The sequence below is a fragment of the Bacillus sp. S3 genome (assembly GCF_005154805.1).
Classification (GTDB): Bacteria; Bacillota; Bacilli; order Bacillales; family Cytobacillaceae; genus Neobacillus.
On sequence record NZ_CP039727.1, the window covers coordinates 4,033,038 to 4,046,077 of the forward strand.

The 13,040-nt window shown below is 41.7% G+C and carries 18 protein-coding genes; 3 read left to right on the plus strand and 15 right to left on the minus strand.

Going from position 1 to position 13,040, the window contains the following annotated elements; genetic code table 11:
* Positions 1 to 21: 21 nt before the first annotated feature.
* On the minus strand, positions 22 to 1,221 hold the full coding sequence (locus tag FAY30_RS19630) for an ornithine--oxo-acid transaminase (protein ID WP_149871445.1): 1,200 nt from the start codon (positions 1,219 to 1,221) through the stop codon (positions 22 to 24).
* Between the two features lie 138 nt (positions 1,222 to 1,359).
* The gene (gene yugI / locus FAY30_RS19635; RefSeq protein ID WP_149871446.1) at positions 1,360 to 1,761 is read right to left on the minus strand and encodes a S1 domain-containing post-transcriptional regulator GSP13; all 402 of its coding nucleotides are present in this window, start codon (positions 1,759 to 1,761) and stop codon (positions 1,360 to 1,362) included.
* A 222-nt stretch (positions 1,762 to 1,983) separates the two neighbouring features.
* Here yugI and FAY30_RS19640 point away from each other — a divergent pair, with 222 nt between their 5' ends.
* Entirely contained in the window at positions 1,984 to 2,211 is a 228-nt protein-coding gene (locus FAY30_RS19640; protein ID WP_149871447.1) for a helix-turn-helix domain-containing protein, read from the plus strand.
* Positions 2,212 to 2,457: 246 nt separating this feature from the next.
* Here the strand turns inward: FAY30_RS19640 and FAY30_RS19645 are convergent, their stop codons facing one another.
* Positions 2,458 to 2,721 carry a DUF1871 family protein gene (locus FAY30_RS19645; protein ID WP_149871448.1) on the minus strand — a complete coding sequence of 88 codons (264 nt, stop codon included), beginning with the start codon at positions 2,719 to 2,721 and terminating at the stop codon, positions 2,458 to 2,460.
* Between the two features lie 88 nt (positions 2,722 to 2,809).
* On the opposite strand from FAY30_RS19645, the gene FAY30_RS19650 reads away from it, so the two are divergent.
* Entirely contained in the window at positions 2,810 to 3,973 is a 1,164-nt protein-coding gene (locus tag FAY30_RS19650; RefSeq protein ID WP_149871449.1) for a MalY/PatB family protein, read from the plus strand.
* Between the two features lie 64 nt (positions 3,974 to 4,037).
* On the opposite strand, the gene FAY30_RS19655 is transcribed toward FAY30_RS19650, so the two are convergent.
* From FAY30_RS19655 to FAY30_RS19675, 5 genes are all read right to left on the minus strand, one after another.
* Complete coding sequence (locus FAY30_RS19655) at positions 4,038 to 5,222, minus strand: alanyl-tRNA editing protein (protein ID WP_149871450.1); 1,185 nt, start codon at positions 5,220 to 5,222, stop codon at positions 4,038 to 4,040.
* A gap of 127 nt (positions 5,223 to 5,349) precedes the next feature.
* Complete coding sequence (locus FAY30_RS19660; protein ID WP_149871451.1) at positions 5,350 to 5,733, minus strand: hypothetical protein; 384 nt, start codon at positions 5,731 to 5,733, stop codon at positions 5,350 to 5,352.
* A 137-nt stretch (positions 5,734 to 5,870) separates the two neighbouring features.
* Positions 5,871 to 6,422 carry a superoxide dismutase family protein gene (locus FAY30_RS19665; RefSeq protein ID WP_149871452.1) on the minus strand — a complete coding sequence of 184 codons (552 nt, stop codon included), beginning with the start codon at positions 6,420 to 6,422 and terminating at the stop codon, positions 5,871 to 5,873.
* A gap of 108 nt (positions 6,423 to 6,530) precedes the next feature.
* A complete protein-coding gene (locus FAY30_RS19670) occupies positions 6,531 to 6,740 on the minus strand; it encodes a hypothetical protein (protein WP_149872785.1) in 210 nt (69 codons plus the stop codon).
* A 93-nt stretch (positions 6,741 to 6,833) separates the two neighbouring features.
* On the minus strand, positions 6,834 to 7,583 hold the full coding sequence (locus FAY30_RS19675) for a peptidylprolyl isomerase (protein WP_149871453.1): 750 nt from the start codon (positions 7,581 to 7,583) through the stop codon (positions 6,834 to 6,836).
* Positions 7,584 to 7,709: 126 nt separating this feature from the next.
* Here FAY30_RS19675 and FAY30_RS19680 point away from each other — a divergent pair, with 126 nt between their 5' ends.
* A complete protein-coding gene (locus FAY30_RS19680; RefSeq protein ID WP_149871454.1) occupies positions 7,710 to 8,090 on the plus strand; it encodes a kinase-associated lipoprotein KapB in 381 nt (126 codons plus the stop codon).
* Between the two features lie 39 nt (positions 8,091 to 8,129).
* On the opposite strand, the gene kapD is transcribed toward FAY30_RS19680, so the two are convergent.
* The 7 genes from kapD to FAY30_RS19715 all read right to left on the minus strand — a co-directional run bounded on the left by kapD (position 8,130) and on the right by FAY30_RS19715 (position 12,976).
* Complete coding sequence (gene kapD / locus FAY30_RS19685; RefSeq protein WP_149871455.1) at positions 8,130 to 8,753, minus strand: 3'-5' exonuclease KapD; 624 nt, start codon at positions 8,751 to 8,753, stop codon at positions 8,130 to 8,132.
* A 189-nt stretch (positions 8,754 to 8,942) separates the two neighbouring features.
* A complete protein-coding gene (locus FAY30_RS19690; RefSeq protein WP_149871456.1) occupies positions 8,943 to 9,326 on the minus strand; it encodes a hotdog fold thioesterase in 384 nt (127 codons plus the stop codon).
* Between the two features lie 109 nt (positions 9,327 to 9,435).
* Positions 9,436 to 9,681 carry a hypothetical protein gene (locus tag FAY30_RS19695; protein WP_190284961.1) on the minus strand — a complete coding sequence of 82 codons (246 nt, stop codon included), beginning with the start codon at positions 9,679 to 9,681 and terminating at the stop codon, positions 9,436 to 9,438.
* A 230-nt stretch (positions 9,682 to 9,911) separates the two neighbouring features.
* Positions 9,912 to 11,423: a leucyl aminopeptidase gene (locus tag FAY30_RS19700; RefSeq protein ID WP_149871457.1), complete on the minus strand. Its 1,512-nt coding sequence runs from the start codon at positions 11,421 to 11,423 to the stop codon at positions 9,912 to 9,914.
* Between the two features lie 62 nt (positions 11,424 to 11,485).
* Positions 11,486 to 11,869, minus strand: coding sequence for a DUF309 domain-containing protein (locus FAY30_RS19705; protein WP_149871458.1), 384 nt, complete (start codon positions 11,867 to 11,869; stop codon positions 11,486 to 11,488).
* Between the two features lie 74 nt (positions 11,870 to 11,943).
* Positions 11,944 to 12,555, minus strand: coding sequence for a 3D domain-containing protein (locus tag FAY30_RS19710; RefSeq protein ID WP_149871459.1), 612 nt, complete (start codon positions 12,553 to 12,555; stop codon positions 11,944 to 11,946).
* A gap of 97 nt (positions 12,556 to 12,652) precedes the next feature.
* Positions 12,653 to 12,976: a YuiB family protein gene (locus FAY30_RS19715; RefSeq protein ID WP_149871460.1), complete on the minus strand. Its 324-nt coding sequence runs from the start codon at positions 12,974 to 12,976 to the stop codon at positions 12,653 to 12,655.
* Positions 12,977 to 13,040 lie beyond the last annotated feature (64 nt).

The following is a 13,040-nucleotide window of genomic DNA, read 5'->3' on the forward strand; positions in this document are numbered from 1 at the left end:
ACCCCTAGTATTTTTTACAATCTACCCCAATACTTTGTTGATCCGCTCGATTGCCCAATCCAGTTCCTCTTTACTGATGACAAGCGGCGGTGCAAATCGAATAACCGTATCATGCGTTTCTTTACACAATAACCCAAGATCTTTTAATTGTTCACAATATGGACGGGCCGATTCCGATAATTCCACACCAATAAACAATCCGCGTCCACGGACTTCCTTAATTTTAGGATTCTTGATTTCTTTTAATTTGCTGATGAAATACTCCCCAAGCTCTAAGGACTTTTCCGCAAGCTTTTCGTCCACAAGCACATCTAAAGCAGCGATTGACACGGCGCATGCCATCGGATTCCCGCCAAAAGTAGAACCGTGGGAACCGGGATTAAATACCCCTAAAATATCCTTGTTGGCAACTACACAGGAAATGGGGAACACACCTCCGCCAAGTGCTTTACCGAGGATATACATATCCGGCTCAATGCCTTCCCATTCACAGGCAAACATTTTTCCCGTCCGGGCTAATCCTGCTTGAATTTCATCAGCAATGAACAGGACATTGTTTTCCTTACATAAATCAAATGCAGCCTTGATAAATCCTTGAGGCGGAATGACAATCCCTGCTTCACCTTGAATTGGTTCGATTAAGAAGGCGGCTGTATTTGGTGTAATCGCAGCTTTCAATGCCTCTAAATCACCATACGGAACCAGCTTAATGCCCGGTAGCATCGGTCCAAATCCCCGTTTATATTCAGGGTCGGATGATAATGAAACCGCGGTCATCGTTCGCCCATGGAAATTACCAATACAGGCAATAATTTCCGCCCGATCCTCTTCCACGCCTTTGACATCATAGCTCCAGCGCCGTGCTGCCTTCACCGCCGTTTCAACTGCTTCAGCACCCGTGTTCATTGGTAAAACCATATCTTTATTCGCTAATTGGCATACCTTCTCATACCATGGCCCAAGCTGGTCGTTATGAAATGCACGTGAGGTTAACGTAACCTTATCAGCCTGGTCTTTTAATGCTTGAATAATTTTTGGATGGCGGTGTCCTTGATTAACCGCGGAGTAGGCACTAAGCATGTCCATGTATTTGCCGCCTTCAGGATCTTCTACCCAAACACCTTCAGCACGTGAAATGACAATTGGAAGCGGATGATAATTATTAGCGCCGTATTTCTCTGTTACTTCGATCAATTCGTTTGTATTACTATTTCTTTGCATAAAATTATTTCCTCCATTTCAATATTGATTATGTATAGATACTTCTATTGTAGCCGAGCAGGAAAAAAGAATGAACACTTCTGACTGATATTTAATAAAAAAAGCCTGGACCAATAAATTGGTCTCAGGCATCTAAAATTATTTCTTAATTAAATCTTCACGCTGCGATTGGTCAATCCACTCTTGAAGCTTATCTTTTAATGTGTTAAATCCTTGCTGGCCTTCTGCTTCAGGAATAATTGCTGCAGCCGTGCGTTTGCGAGGTTTCTTTGGTTTTGCAGCCTGTTGAACAGGTGCTTCTTCCGTTGCGCGGATGGAAAGGCCAATTTTTCCAGCCCCTTCATCGATTGATAAAACTTTTACTTTAACCTCATCGCCAACCTTAAGGTGGTCGTTAATATCTTTCACATATCCGTGCGTAATTTCTGAAATATGAACAAGACCTTGCGTAGTTTCGTCAAGCGCAACAAACGCTCCATATGGCTGAATACCCGTTACTTTACCAGTTACAATACTTCCAGTTTCAATCTTTTCTGTCATGAAAACACTCCTAAGTAAATGAATTATTTATCCCTTATATACGCATTAAAAGATTATATCATATTTATATACTTTAATCAAAAAAGCTTTTTTTCTAACAAAACGTCTATACGATTCAACTGAAAAAATAGTAACAAAATGTTCAAAAACGGAATAAGAATAGGGATTATTCCCATGATATACTAATAGTGAGAAATTATATTTTCAAACGAGGTGAACAGTATGAATTCGATCGGTCAAACAATTAAAACCTGCCGCGAAACGCTCCATATGACCCAAGAAGAATTGGCTCAAAAGGTAAGAGTAGGAACGCATACAATTGAAAAGTATGAATCCGGGGAACAAATTCCAAGTACTCAAACAATCTTGAAGTTATCAACTGTTTTAGATATCCCGGCTTCTGAGTTATTAAAGCACCATATTCATACAAACTCCTCCATAAATCCTTAATAGAATCTAAAATGTAAAAGCGGTGAATGTACCGCTTTTTTATTTTTTTCTGCTTTTCCTGTATAAAAAAAGGAAATATTGGTAAACCTTTAGCTATAAGGCTTTCTAGTATTCCCCCTTTTTGAAGAGGACAACCCATTCGGATTGTCCTCTTTTTTTGTGTTTGCTGTGCTAAAGGACATTATTGATTTTTAACTACGTTGATTGGAGCGGAAATCAACCGTCAAGTTTATTAATACCTTTATTTTAAAAAGAACATGATTCATTCTCTTTTATTGCTAATAACGCCCATGCAATTTTTAAGCAGGTTTCCATCGGAATGACTTCTTCAAAGGAAAATTCGTAAATCGCCTGGATTCTTTTAGCAAGCTTTGATGGATCATCTAGTTCATGAACCGCCTGAATTGCATCAGCAATTTCCGTATCATAATCCCCATTTTGCAAATGAAAGGGATCCCATTCATTTAAAACATCCACATACTGCAAATTAGTTTGAAGCTCTTTTCTCATATTTTTATCTCCTATTATTTTTACATTTGATAAAAATATTCTATCATAAGAGGTAGAAAGTAGAAAAATTGAAACTGGCGGTGAGTAAATGAGTATTTTTAATGAGAAGATTGACCGATTAAAGACATCATCAGTGAAATGGGAACTTACAAAAGACATCTTTGGGGAAGCTGATTTGTGGCCAATGTGGGTGGCTGATATGGATTTTAAGCCGCCGCAAGCGGTCATAGATGCAATCAAAAGCCGGGTAGATCATGGAATTTTTGGCTATACCTTTGTTCCTCCATCGACAGCGGGAGCGATTACTGATTGGCTGCAAAAAAGACATCAATGGGAGGTCAGCCCTACATGGCTGTTATATTGCAGCGGCGTCGTTCAAGCGATTAGTGCTGCAATCCAGTCGTTTACTGCAGAGGGTGATCGGATATTGCTGCAGGCTCCTGTCTACACTCCCTTTTTTGACATGATTAAGAAAAATAATAGGATAGTGGTAAATTCACCGCTAATCTTGGTAAATGAAAAATACGAGATTGATTTTGCCAGCTTTGAACAAGAATTACAGCAGGGCTGCAAGCTGTTCCTGCTATGCAGCCCGCACAATCCCGGCGGCAGGGTTTGGGGGCGTGATGAGCTCTTAAAAATTGGTGAGCTTTGCTTGAAATACAATTGTCTTATACTATCAGATGAAATTCACTCTGATATTATCTTTAGGGAGTTTAAGCATATCCCCATTGCTTCTTTAAGTTCAGAGTTGTATGAGCGTGTTATTACCTTAGTCGCCCCAAGCAAAACCTTTAATCTTGCTGGATTGCAGGCTTCTGCGGTCATTATTAAAAATGAAGATTTACGAAATCAATTTCTAGGAACCTTAACACGACAAGGAATTTTCTCGTTAAATACCTTTGGGATTATAGGCATGGAGGCGGCCTACAGGGAAGGTGAACCATGGCTTGAGCAGCTGATTGATTACTTACAGGGGAACAAAGACAATGTTCTTGACTATCTCCACGACCATTTGCCCGAGATTACCTGTGTTCAGTCTGAAGGGACCTATCTCCTCTGGCTCGATTGCCGGAAGCTGAATATCAGCGATGCTGAATTACACCAGTTATTAATCGAAAAAGGGAAATTGGCATTAGAGCCGGGTACCAAATACGGTCCAGGAGGAGAAGGGTTCGTCCGAATGAATATTGCCTGCCCAAGGGAAGACGTAATTGAAGGGCTTAATCGATTGAAAAAAGCTCTTGGATAAACAAGTGTAGCTTCATGAGGACAGTTAGCATGTTTTTTTCACTGTTCCTGTCCTCATAAACTACTTAGTTGATCATGGTTATCAGCTTGTCCAAAATTTGTTCAGCAGAGACGAGCGCTTCCCCGCCGCCTTGCGCAAAGGAATCGTTGCCCCCGCCCTTACCGTTAATTAGAGGTAAAACATCGCTAATCAGCTTCTTCATATTCTCTGTTCGCGATGCGCCGCGGGCACAAACCAGCTGCAACCGGGAATCATTCACGGACGCAAACACAACCAATGACGAATCATCCTCTGCTACAACAAGTCGAGCCAGTTTCTGAAGCTCCTGAATGGTCCGATTTTGAAACGATTCAGCCACCAATTGATTCTGTTTAGCTAACAATTCCTTCGCTTCATATTGGAGTAAACGCTCCCTCGTTTGTTCAAGCTCCTTTTCCAAGCGTTTATCATTTTCAAGCAGCCGTTTGACTGCCGTCTCCATTCCCTTTTCCGGGGCATTGAGGTGCTTCGTTAATCCAAGAAGTACCTTTTGCTTTTCTCCAAGCAGTTTAATGATTCGATCGCCGCAGGCAAATTGAACGCGGACTTTTTCCCGCTGTCTTTCCCAATCCAGGATTTTTATCGCCCTGACCTCACCGGTTGTCTTTGGATGTGTGCCCCCGCAGCCGTTATAATCAAACTCTGGAATAATCACAAGCCGGATATCCTCTTTAACCTTTGTTTCTTTTCTTAATGCATATTGGGATAGTTCCTCCTCCGTTACCCATTTGATTTCAATCGGCCTATTTTCTAAAATTATTTCATTTGCCAGCTTCTCTACTTTCAACACTTCATCGGCAGTTAGATTATCTGTTTCCAAATCGATTGTCAGGTTGTCCACACCTAAATGGAAGCCGACAGTTTTATAATCAAACAAATGCTCAAAGGCGGCTGACAAAATATGCTGTCCTGCGTGCTGCTGCATATGATCAAATCGGCGGTTCCAATTAATACTGCCTGTTACCGCTCCAGTGCCTTCCGGTAATGGGCTTTTAAGATAATGGCGAATCTCTCCATCTATTTCTTCCACATCCACGATTTCTTGACCCATAATCGTACCGGTATCATGCGGCTGCCCTCCGCCTGTAGGATAATAGGCGGTTTGATCTAAAATAACATACCAATTGCCAGCCTCATCTTTCTCCTGCTTCAAAATACGGGCAGTAAATGTGTGTATGTAAGCATCTTGATAATAAAGTTTGTTGTTCATCTAAAATGCACCTCAATTGCTTTTAATCTGATGAACCTATTGTCTAAAAATAAAGTCAATTAATCAAGTTAGAAATATAAAAACCTGTCCCTTTTCCAGAACAGGTTTCATTCATTTTAGCCGCCCGTTACTTTTTGTCTTTCTTCCGCTGCCCGGATGCCGCTGGGTTAAAACCGCCCATTCCCTGAGGGAAGCCCGTCTGCTGTTGTCCGCCCATCATTTGTGGGAAGCCTGGCTGCTGCTGTCCGCCCATCATTTGCGGGAAGCCTGTCTGTTGCTGCCCAAAACCGCCCATTTGTGGATAGCCGTGCCCGAAACCACCCATTTGCGGATAGCCATGTTGATAGCCGCCCATTTGTGGATGGCCATGGTATCCACCCATCATTTGTGGACTGCCATGGTACGGGTAACCTCCCATTTGTTGTTGAAAGCCTGGCTGCTGGAAACCGCCCATCATCTGCGGAAAGCCCATTTGTTGACCAGGAAAACCGCCAAATTGTCTTTTCTCCATTTCATTCGCCTCCTAACATTCTCTCTGCTAGTGTATGAACCATTTTTTGGATAAGCTTAGATTCCTACCTATAAAATTAAAAATTTTATTTTTTGCGGCAAAAAAAATAAAAGCCATCCGGCGGATAGCTTTTTCATCTACTTTTTCTCGTCTTGTGCCTTTTTTTGGCCAGCTTTTTTATTTTTTGAAATTTCCCCGCAGGCTATTCTATTTCCAGAGTCCCCCGCTGGCTGACTCATCCCATCATCTTTACCGGCATGTATCACAATGGACGTACCTTCTTTTGTAAACAGTGATTGTTTCCCGTCCAATAATGTGACATTAGGGGCCATTAGGTCTGCCTTGGCCGTCCCGTCCTCATCGGCAATCAAATTCGGCAGGTCCCCGGCATGTGCCCCTTTAGGGTGAAGCAGGCCATGTTCTTTCTGTTCGGGATTAAAATGGTTTCCCGCTGATTTAAAGTCTGGCGCCTTACATTTTCCCGCGTCATGTATATGAATAGCATGCTCCCCGGCAGGAAGCCCCTTTACATTTACTGTCATTTTCACACCGCTTGACTGTTCAGCTAATGCGATCGTCCCGAGTGTATCCCCGGCAGCATTAAACATTTCGACATCAACCTTTTTGACTTCCTTTTCCAGACACCCTGAAAGCAAGAGAAGTGGAATGATTAACCAGCTTTTCTTCATCTCTATTCCCCCAACTATTAAACAATTTGCCTTTAGTATGGACAAATAGGAATTGACCTATTCAACATCAATGGGAACTATGGGTAAACAAAAAAGGAACAGTGACGACTAACTGTTCCTTTGAGTTGACTGATTATTTTTCAATTGTTCTTCTAATACTTTGGCCTTTTCAGCTTCCCGCTTAGAAACTTTTATGATTAAACGCATGGTAAAAAAGGCGCCAATCATAAAAATCGTTAAGCTGATAGCAGCCGGTATATATTCTGATTTATCCTCTGGAAAGTACAAAAACAGGGCTAGTACTGACGGTTGAAACATTTTTTCTTCTCCCTTTCTTTTTAAAGGAACTGCTTTATCTATTATAGCAACAAAAAACATTTCACATCAATGAATCAATCCAAGAAGATCAGCTTATTTTAAAACGGTAATCTTTTTAATCGTAATATCTGTTTCAGGCTTGTCCTGGGCACCAACTTGTGTTTCAGCAATTTTATCGACAATATCCATACCTTCGACTACTTGTCCAAAAACGGTGTGCCGGTGATCCAGCCATGGTGTACCGCCATTTTCATCATAGGATTGAATGATTTCCTCCGGATAGCCAGCCTCTTCCATTTTCGCCTTCATCGCTGGATCAAGGGCTGTACTTTGAACAATAAAAAATTGACTTCCATTCGTATTTGCACCTGAATTGGCCATCGAAAGGGCACCGCGAAGATTAAAAAGATTTTTTGAAAATTCGTCTTCAAACGGTTTTCCCCAAATGCTTTCGCCGCCGGTACCGTTACCGCTCGGATCTCCGCCCTGAATCATGAAGTCCTTGATGACACGGTGAAAAATCAGTCCATTATAATATCCTTCTTCGCTATGCTTCACAAAGTTTTCAACTGCTTTTGGTGCATATTCAGGGAATAATTTAATCTTGATGTTTCCCATTGATGTTTCCATTTCAACTAATTTTTCATTTTCTGTTACTTCTGTTGAAAGCTGTGGATAAACAGCATTTGCCACTTCTTGATCTCCTTCCTTCTGCTCTGTTTTTGGCGCAGCAGTGTCCTTTTTTGATTGGCTTTCCTCTTTCTTCGTGCCGGCGGTTCCGCATGCTGCCAATACTAGAACAATCGTCAATAAGCTAAATAGTATTTTCAAATTCTTTTTCATGTTTTATAATCCCTCCATTTTAACACTTTAACCGAAATTTCGTTTTTTTGCACTTTGTTTTTCATTTTGACTTTTTTCTTATAGAATGAAAGATAGAAGGAAAAATTGCAAGCAGGAGTGATTTTAGTGGCAGAATTGCAGGTTGGGGATGTCGTAACGGCGATTTATAAAACCGGAAAATATATCGGGGAAATAACAGAGATCCGTCCGCAGCATTATTTAGTCAGAGTGCTGGCGGTCTTGAAACACCCGATGCAAGGAGATCTACACAGTCCAAAGGATGCGGATGTATTAATTTTTCATGAAAGACGGGCACTCAGCTTCCGGGAACAGGCTAATATCCCAAAACAAATGGTAAAGCACTTTGAAGATGAAGTCCCTGAGTATCAGGTGTCATTAAAAGAGGCTATGGCCAAAATGAAAACAGAACTGGCGGAGACCCAAACAAAATGGGCTGAAATGAGCTTAAAAGCACTGGAAACATTGGAGAAGGATTATAAATTTTAGACAAATTTAAGGCCAAATCAGTTTGAATGATTTGGCCTTTTATGCAAATTCATTTAACAGCTTTGAAAAATCAACCCGATCCCCAATCGTCGTTGGTTTCGGCTTTTCCAAATAGCGTTTATCCTTTTCCACAAGTTTAAATATATTATACGTTGTCATGGCATCATCAAGTGCCCGATGATGTCTGCCAGTGCCTTCTTTGCCATATTCTTGTACAGCTTTCCATAGACCCGTTTGATTTTGATCCCCAAAGAACCGTTTATATTCCATCGATAAATCTAATTCAGTACCATTAAAAGGAAAATCCACCCCTGCCATTAAACAATTATGCCGCAGCACCTTCATGTCCATATTTCCCCATGTAACAATGGTCGTGTCATAATGTTCTTTATTGAACTCCGCCAATTTTTTTACAAGTTCATAAATTGATAGCCCCTTGTCAACCTGCTGCTGTGAAATATGTAGGAATGATTTACAGCGTTCTGATAATTTCGGGAACTTTAATGGAGTAACATAGGATGAGAATTGCTCTGTAACCTGATCGTCCGCTACAGCCACAATACCAACCTCGATAATTTCCGCGAAAAAATCCTTCATCCGGACATTTCGTTCAGGCATTGTGAACTCAAAATCAATAAATAAATATTGCCGCCTTGTTCTCATCGTTTTCACCACCCTTTCTTTTCCATCTTACTACCATTATATAAAGAAACATGTACAAAAAATTGTGCTTTTTCTCTATTTTTATATTTAACATTATAACACGAATTCCGTATGAGTTTTTTAAATTTTTGTACAATTAATTCGAAGGCAGGTGGAAAAATACCCCATCCCATTCACGTAACATTTCTATTATTTTTTCAGTTTAATAACCGCCATTGTACACCGTGATACACAAATCAGCCGGTCTTCTTCATCGGTTATTTTGATATCCCAAACCATTGTTGATTTACCTTGATGCAGCACAGTTCCCACAGCTGTGACAATCCCTTCCGTTTTTGGACGAACATGGTTCGCATTTATTTCTAAACCCGCGACACCTTCTGTTTGCTTGTCCACTAGTTCATAGGCACCGACACTCGCAACTGTCTCCGCCAAGGCAACGGAGGCACCTCCGTGCAGTAAGCCAAACGGTTGTTTCGTCCGCTCATCAACCGGCATGGTCGCAACGACCTTCCCTTCTTCTAAAAGAGTAATCTCAATCCCCAGTGCTTCAATTAATGTATCTTTGATCATTTTCATTCCTCCAATATGTAATTTGCTACTTCTTATTCTTATTCTTCATGTTTGGCAAATTTTCCTTTATTGAAAAAAACAGCCGCTAGAGCTGTTTTTCACTTTGGTATCAATAGTATCCTGGATAGCCCATCGGAGGGTATCCCATTGGCGGATAGCCCATTGGGGGATAGCCATAGCCTGGGTAGCCGTAAAATGGCCGATTTGCAAAAGAGGCCCCTAAACCTCCTCCAATTAAACCACCTAGAAAGCTAAGCCCCCCTATCGCTAACGGCCAGCCAAGAAAACCGATAAACCTCTGATCCTGCACCGGGTATGCATTTCGATAAAGATACGGGCTTTGATAAGGGTACATGCCGCACTGCCTCCTTTTTTCTGCGATACTTGCCTACACTATTTCATATGCGAAAGGCGCGGGTTTGGAGTGGGCTAAAAAGAAAAGCACAAGCGCCCTGTTCAGCGGCGTACGGCCTCTTCGAAAAGCAAACGTTTTTTCTGAGTGGGATTGTTTTTCTATCAGATGTCCTTCATCAGGGATATGAGGGATTTTAAAAAGCCTCCGAACAAGTCCGGAGGCCATCCACATTATTTCTTTTCAATTGGCTCAAATCGTTCTACGAACAATGCCAGTGTACGGGTCATGACCCCTGTCGCACCTGCTGGGCCGAGATCATGGGCTTTCTTTGTGGTGGCTGTGCCGGCAATATCTAAATGAACCCATGGGGTGCCCTCAGCAAATTCACCGATAAAGGCTCCGGCGACAAGGGCATGGCCCTCACTGCCCGGTGAATTGTTCAAATCAGCGACTTTACTGTTTCGAACACGCTCTTTTTCCGTTTCAAATAACGGTAAGAGCCACATTTGCTCTCCGGCTTCAACCGATGCTTCAAGGACTTGTTCATATAAAGTTTCATGATTCGTCATAGCACCCGTCGTATGTAGGCCCAGTGCCGTGATCACCCCGCCGGTTAAGGTCGCAACGTCGACTAAATAATCTGCCCCGTGATGCTTCGCATAGGTAACGGCATCAGCAAGAACAAGACGGCCTTCTGCGTCGGTGTTTAATACCTCGATTGTTTTTCCGCTCATGGACGTAATCACGTCATCCGGCTTAAAGGCGCCGCCGCTGATCATATTGTCTGTAGATGGGATGACCGCGACTACATTTTGCTCAGGCCTGATTTCACCGATGATTTCCATGGCGCCGAGAACCGCAGCTGCTCCTCCCATGTCCGTTTTCATGCCAACGATGCCGGCCTTTGTTTTAATCGAATAGCCTCCGGTATCAAAGGTAATTCCTTTTCCCACTAAGCCGATGACATCCTTCCATTCATCTTTTCCTTGATATTTCAGGACAATCATTTTTGGCGGCTGGACAGATCCTTGATTTACTGCAAGGAAAGCCCCCATTCCGAGCTTTTCAATTTCCGCTTTATCAAGTATTTCTACTTCAAAATCATATTTTGCCGCAAGTGTTGTTGCATAGGCAGCCATTTCAGTTGCCGTTAGCATGTTCCCTGGGATATTCACAAGCGTTCGTGCCGAATTTGTCCCCTTCCCAAATGCAAAGCCCACTGCCAGCGATGCTTGAACATCTTCTTCCTCAAAGGCCTCACTATAGACGGTTACATTCTCAAGTTTTTTCTCCGGCTCATTGGACTTTTGCCGATAGCCCTCAAATTGATAGGTCGAAAGCGCGAATGCTTCACTCATAGCATGTGCTGCGTCTAGGCCGTCTAATTCCTCCGTAATGAACGAGTCTAAATAAATAGCTGTTTCTTCAAGCTTGCCAGTCTTAACTTCCTTAAAAAGCTGGCCAAATGCTTCTCTTAATTTATCAAAGGTTAATTCTTTTTCCTTGCCCAGTCCAACAACCCATATTCGTTTTGCTCCAATTTTTCCAAAGCTATGTACTTTATTGATCCTTTTTACCTTTGCTGATAAGTCACCCGACTTTACCAGCTCTGTCAGTTGTCCATCAAACTTTTCATCCAGTGCCGCCAATGTCCCTGAAAATTTCTCCGGCTTATCCAAAAGTCCGATGATTAAGCCCTCATGCTGGGTAGTTAACTCCCATTGCTTTTTTACATGAAACACAAACATTCACCTCCATAATTTTCTTCTCCATTATATCGGAAAAATTTATTTATTTCGACTAACTAATTATCTTCCAAATACAGCAGGAGGCGGGGAAGCCTTGGCAGATCCCCAACCCTTACAAACGGAATCCGGTCGATATTTTTTGGGAAAATGGTCAGACATTCTTCGATAAAAGGATAAACCTTCTCCAAATCCAGTCCCCAGAATTTAGGTCGGTAGGCATGCAAATAGTCATGAGCCGTTTCCATCATCACGCGTGCACCCTTGACATTACCGTACTCATAGTGGTATATGGCCACACTCATTTGCAATAATCCCTTTAAAAATAAATTATCTTTTTCCGTCATCCACATTTCTTCAAGCAAGTCGTGGCAAGTGTAATAATCCCCTTCATTAAACGAAACAAAAAACTCATAGTATTCGATTGGGTAATCATTTAGCAAAAATGGAACCCCCCTCCAAGTTTACCTATTGTCTTTATAAAGTAACACAAAAAAACAGGCGATGTGCCTGCTTTTCACCTTTTTTCAGAACTAATATACTGCTGGCGGAATACCTGCAGGGTTTTATCCTCGTTTAATGCCTGCAATTGATCCTCTGTAATCTTTCCATTCCCATTTTGAACCACGTAGACATCAACCTGCTTTTTGCCCCAGTGCTTATAAACATCTTCAACAGTTTCATAATAAAGATCCAGTTCGTTACCCTTGATCGCGCCTCCCTTATCAGCCACAACCCCGTATCCATAACCTGGAATAAAGAGGACGGTGCCAATTGGAAAAACAGTTAAGTCAGCTGCGATAGTAGAAAATAAATCACGTTTCACCTTTACACCAGAGTAGGTGATCCCATATTCAGGATGGCCCTGCCTTTTTCCTGTTGATTCAAAACCAGCAGTGTAGCCAGTGGCTGTAACCGTATGCTTAGGGTACTTTGACCAATCAAATGCCTCCTCTAGCAACGGCGGTGTTGTCCCTGAAACGGATTCACTCGATGAGATTTTTGAAGCAAATTGGAAAATCAGCGTTTTTGCATTTACGCCGGATATGGATTGGAAGGTTGCTCCTAACGCCATAAAGAATAGGCAGGTCATGGCAATGCGCTTTATCCAATTTTTCATTTTATTCATTGAATTTTTCACTCCTCCCAAAATATTCATTCCCAATAAGCAAGGAATTATACAAAAAAGACAATAAAAAAAGACTTCTACCTGAATGGTAAAAGCCTTAAAACATTTGGTATCCATTTTTCCGTAACAGTTTAATCGTAAAGCCGGCGGCGATTGCCCCTGCCAGGCCGCTGATTAAAATGAGAATATCTGCTGTTGCCAACGAACTGAATCTTTCCCCAAGGTCAAGAAAAGCCGCTTTACTATTTGTAAAATATTCGCTAAAACTCACTTTATCTACAATAAAAATGGCAACAATAGGGTACACGATCGCCATAACCCATGACATTCTTAGCAGCATATTCAAGATAAATCCAATTCCAAAAAATAAGACAAAAAATAACACGATGGATATGATTAAGACAACGATGCTCATTTGCACCTGAGATTCCCCCTTTATACATCAACATTTAGTGTACTGAATGTCGAAAAGGGAGTCAATAAAA

What these genes read in the sequence shown, in the direction of transcription:
- FAY30_RS19630 (WP_149871445.1), bottom strand. Translation starts at nt 1,221, where the DNA reads ATGCAAAGAAATAGTAATACAAACGAATTGATCGAAGTAACAGAGAAA.
- yugI (WP_149871446.1), bottom strand. Translation starts at nt 1,761, where the DNA reads ATGACAGAAAAGATTGAAACTGGAAGTATTGTAACTGGTAAAGTAACG.
- FAY30_RS19640 (WP_149871447.1), top strand. Translation starts at nt 1,984, where the DNA reads ATGAATTCGATCGGTCAAACAATTAAAACCTGCCGCGAAACGCTCCAT.
- FAY30_RS19645 (WP_149871448.1), bottom strand. Translation starts at nt 2,721, where the DNA reads ATGAGAAAAGAGCTTCAAACTAATTTGCAGTATGTGGATGTTTTAAAT.
- FAY30_RS19650 (WP_149871449.1), top strand. Translation starts at nt 2,810, where the DNA reads ATGAGTATTTTTAATGAGAAGATTGACCGATTAAAGACATCATCAGTG.
- FAY30_RS19655 (WP_149871450.1), bottom strand. Translation starts at nt 5,222, where the DNA reads ATGAACAACAAACTTTATTATCAAGATGCTTACATACACACATTTACT.
- FAY30_RS19660 (WP_149871451.1), bottom strand. Translation starts at nt 5,733, where the DNA reads ATGGAGAAAAGACAATTTGGCGGTTTTCCTGGTCAACAAATGGGCTTT.
- FAY30_RS19665 (WP_149871452.1), bottom strand. Translation starts at nt 6,422, where the DNA reads ATGAAGAAAAGCTGGTTAATCATTCCACTTCTCTTGCTTTCAGGGTGT.
- FAY30_RS19670 (WP_149872785.1), bottom strand. Translation starts at nt 6,740, where the DNA reads ATGTTTCAACCGTCAGTACTAGCCCTGTTTTTGTACTTTCCAGAGGAT.
- FAY30_RS19675 (WP_149871453.1), bottom strand. Translation starts at nt 7,583, where the DNA reads ATGAAAAAGAATTTGAAAATACTATTTAGCTTATTGACGATTGTTCTA.
- kapD (WP_149871455.1), bottom strand. Translation starts at nt 8,753, where the DNA reads ATGAGAACAAGGCGGCAATATTTATTTATTGATTTTGAGTTCACAATG.
- FAY30_RS19690 (WP_149871456.1), bottom strand. Translation starts at nt 9,326, where the DNA reads ATGATCAAAGATACATTAATTGAAGCACTGGGGATTGAGATTACTCTT.
- FAY30_RS19695 (WP_190284961.1), bottom strand. Translation starts at nt 9,681, where the DNA reads ATGTACCCTTATCAAAGCCCGTATCTTTATCGAAATGCATACCCGGTG.
- FAY30_RS19710 (WP_149871459.1), bottom strand. Translation starts at nt 12,555, where the DNA reads ATGAATAAAATGAAAAATTGGATAAAGCGCATTGCCATGACCTGCCTA.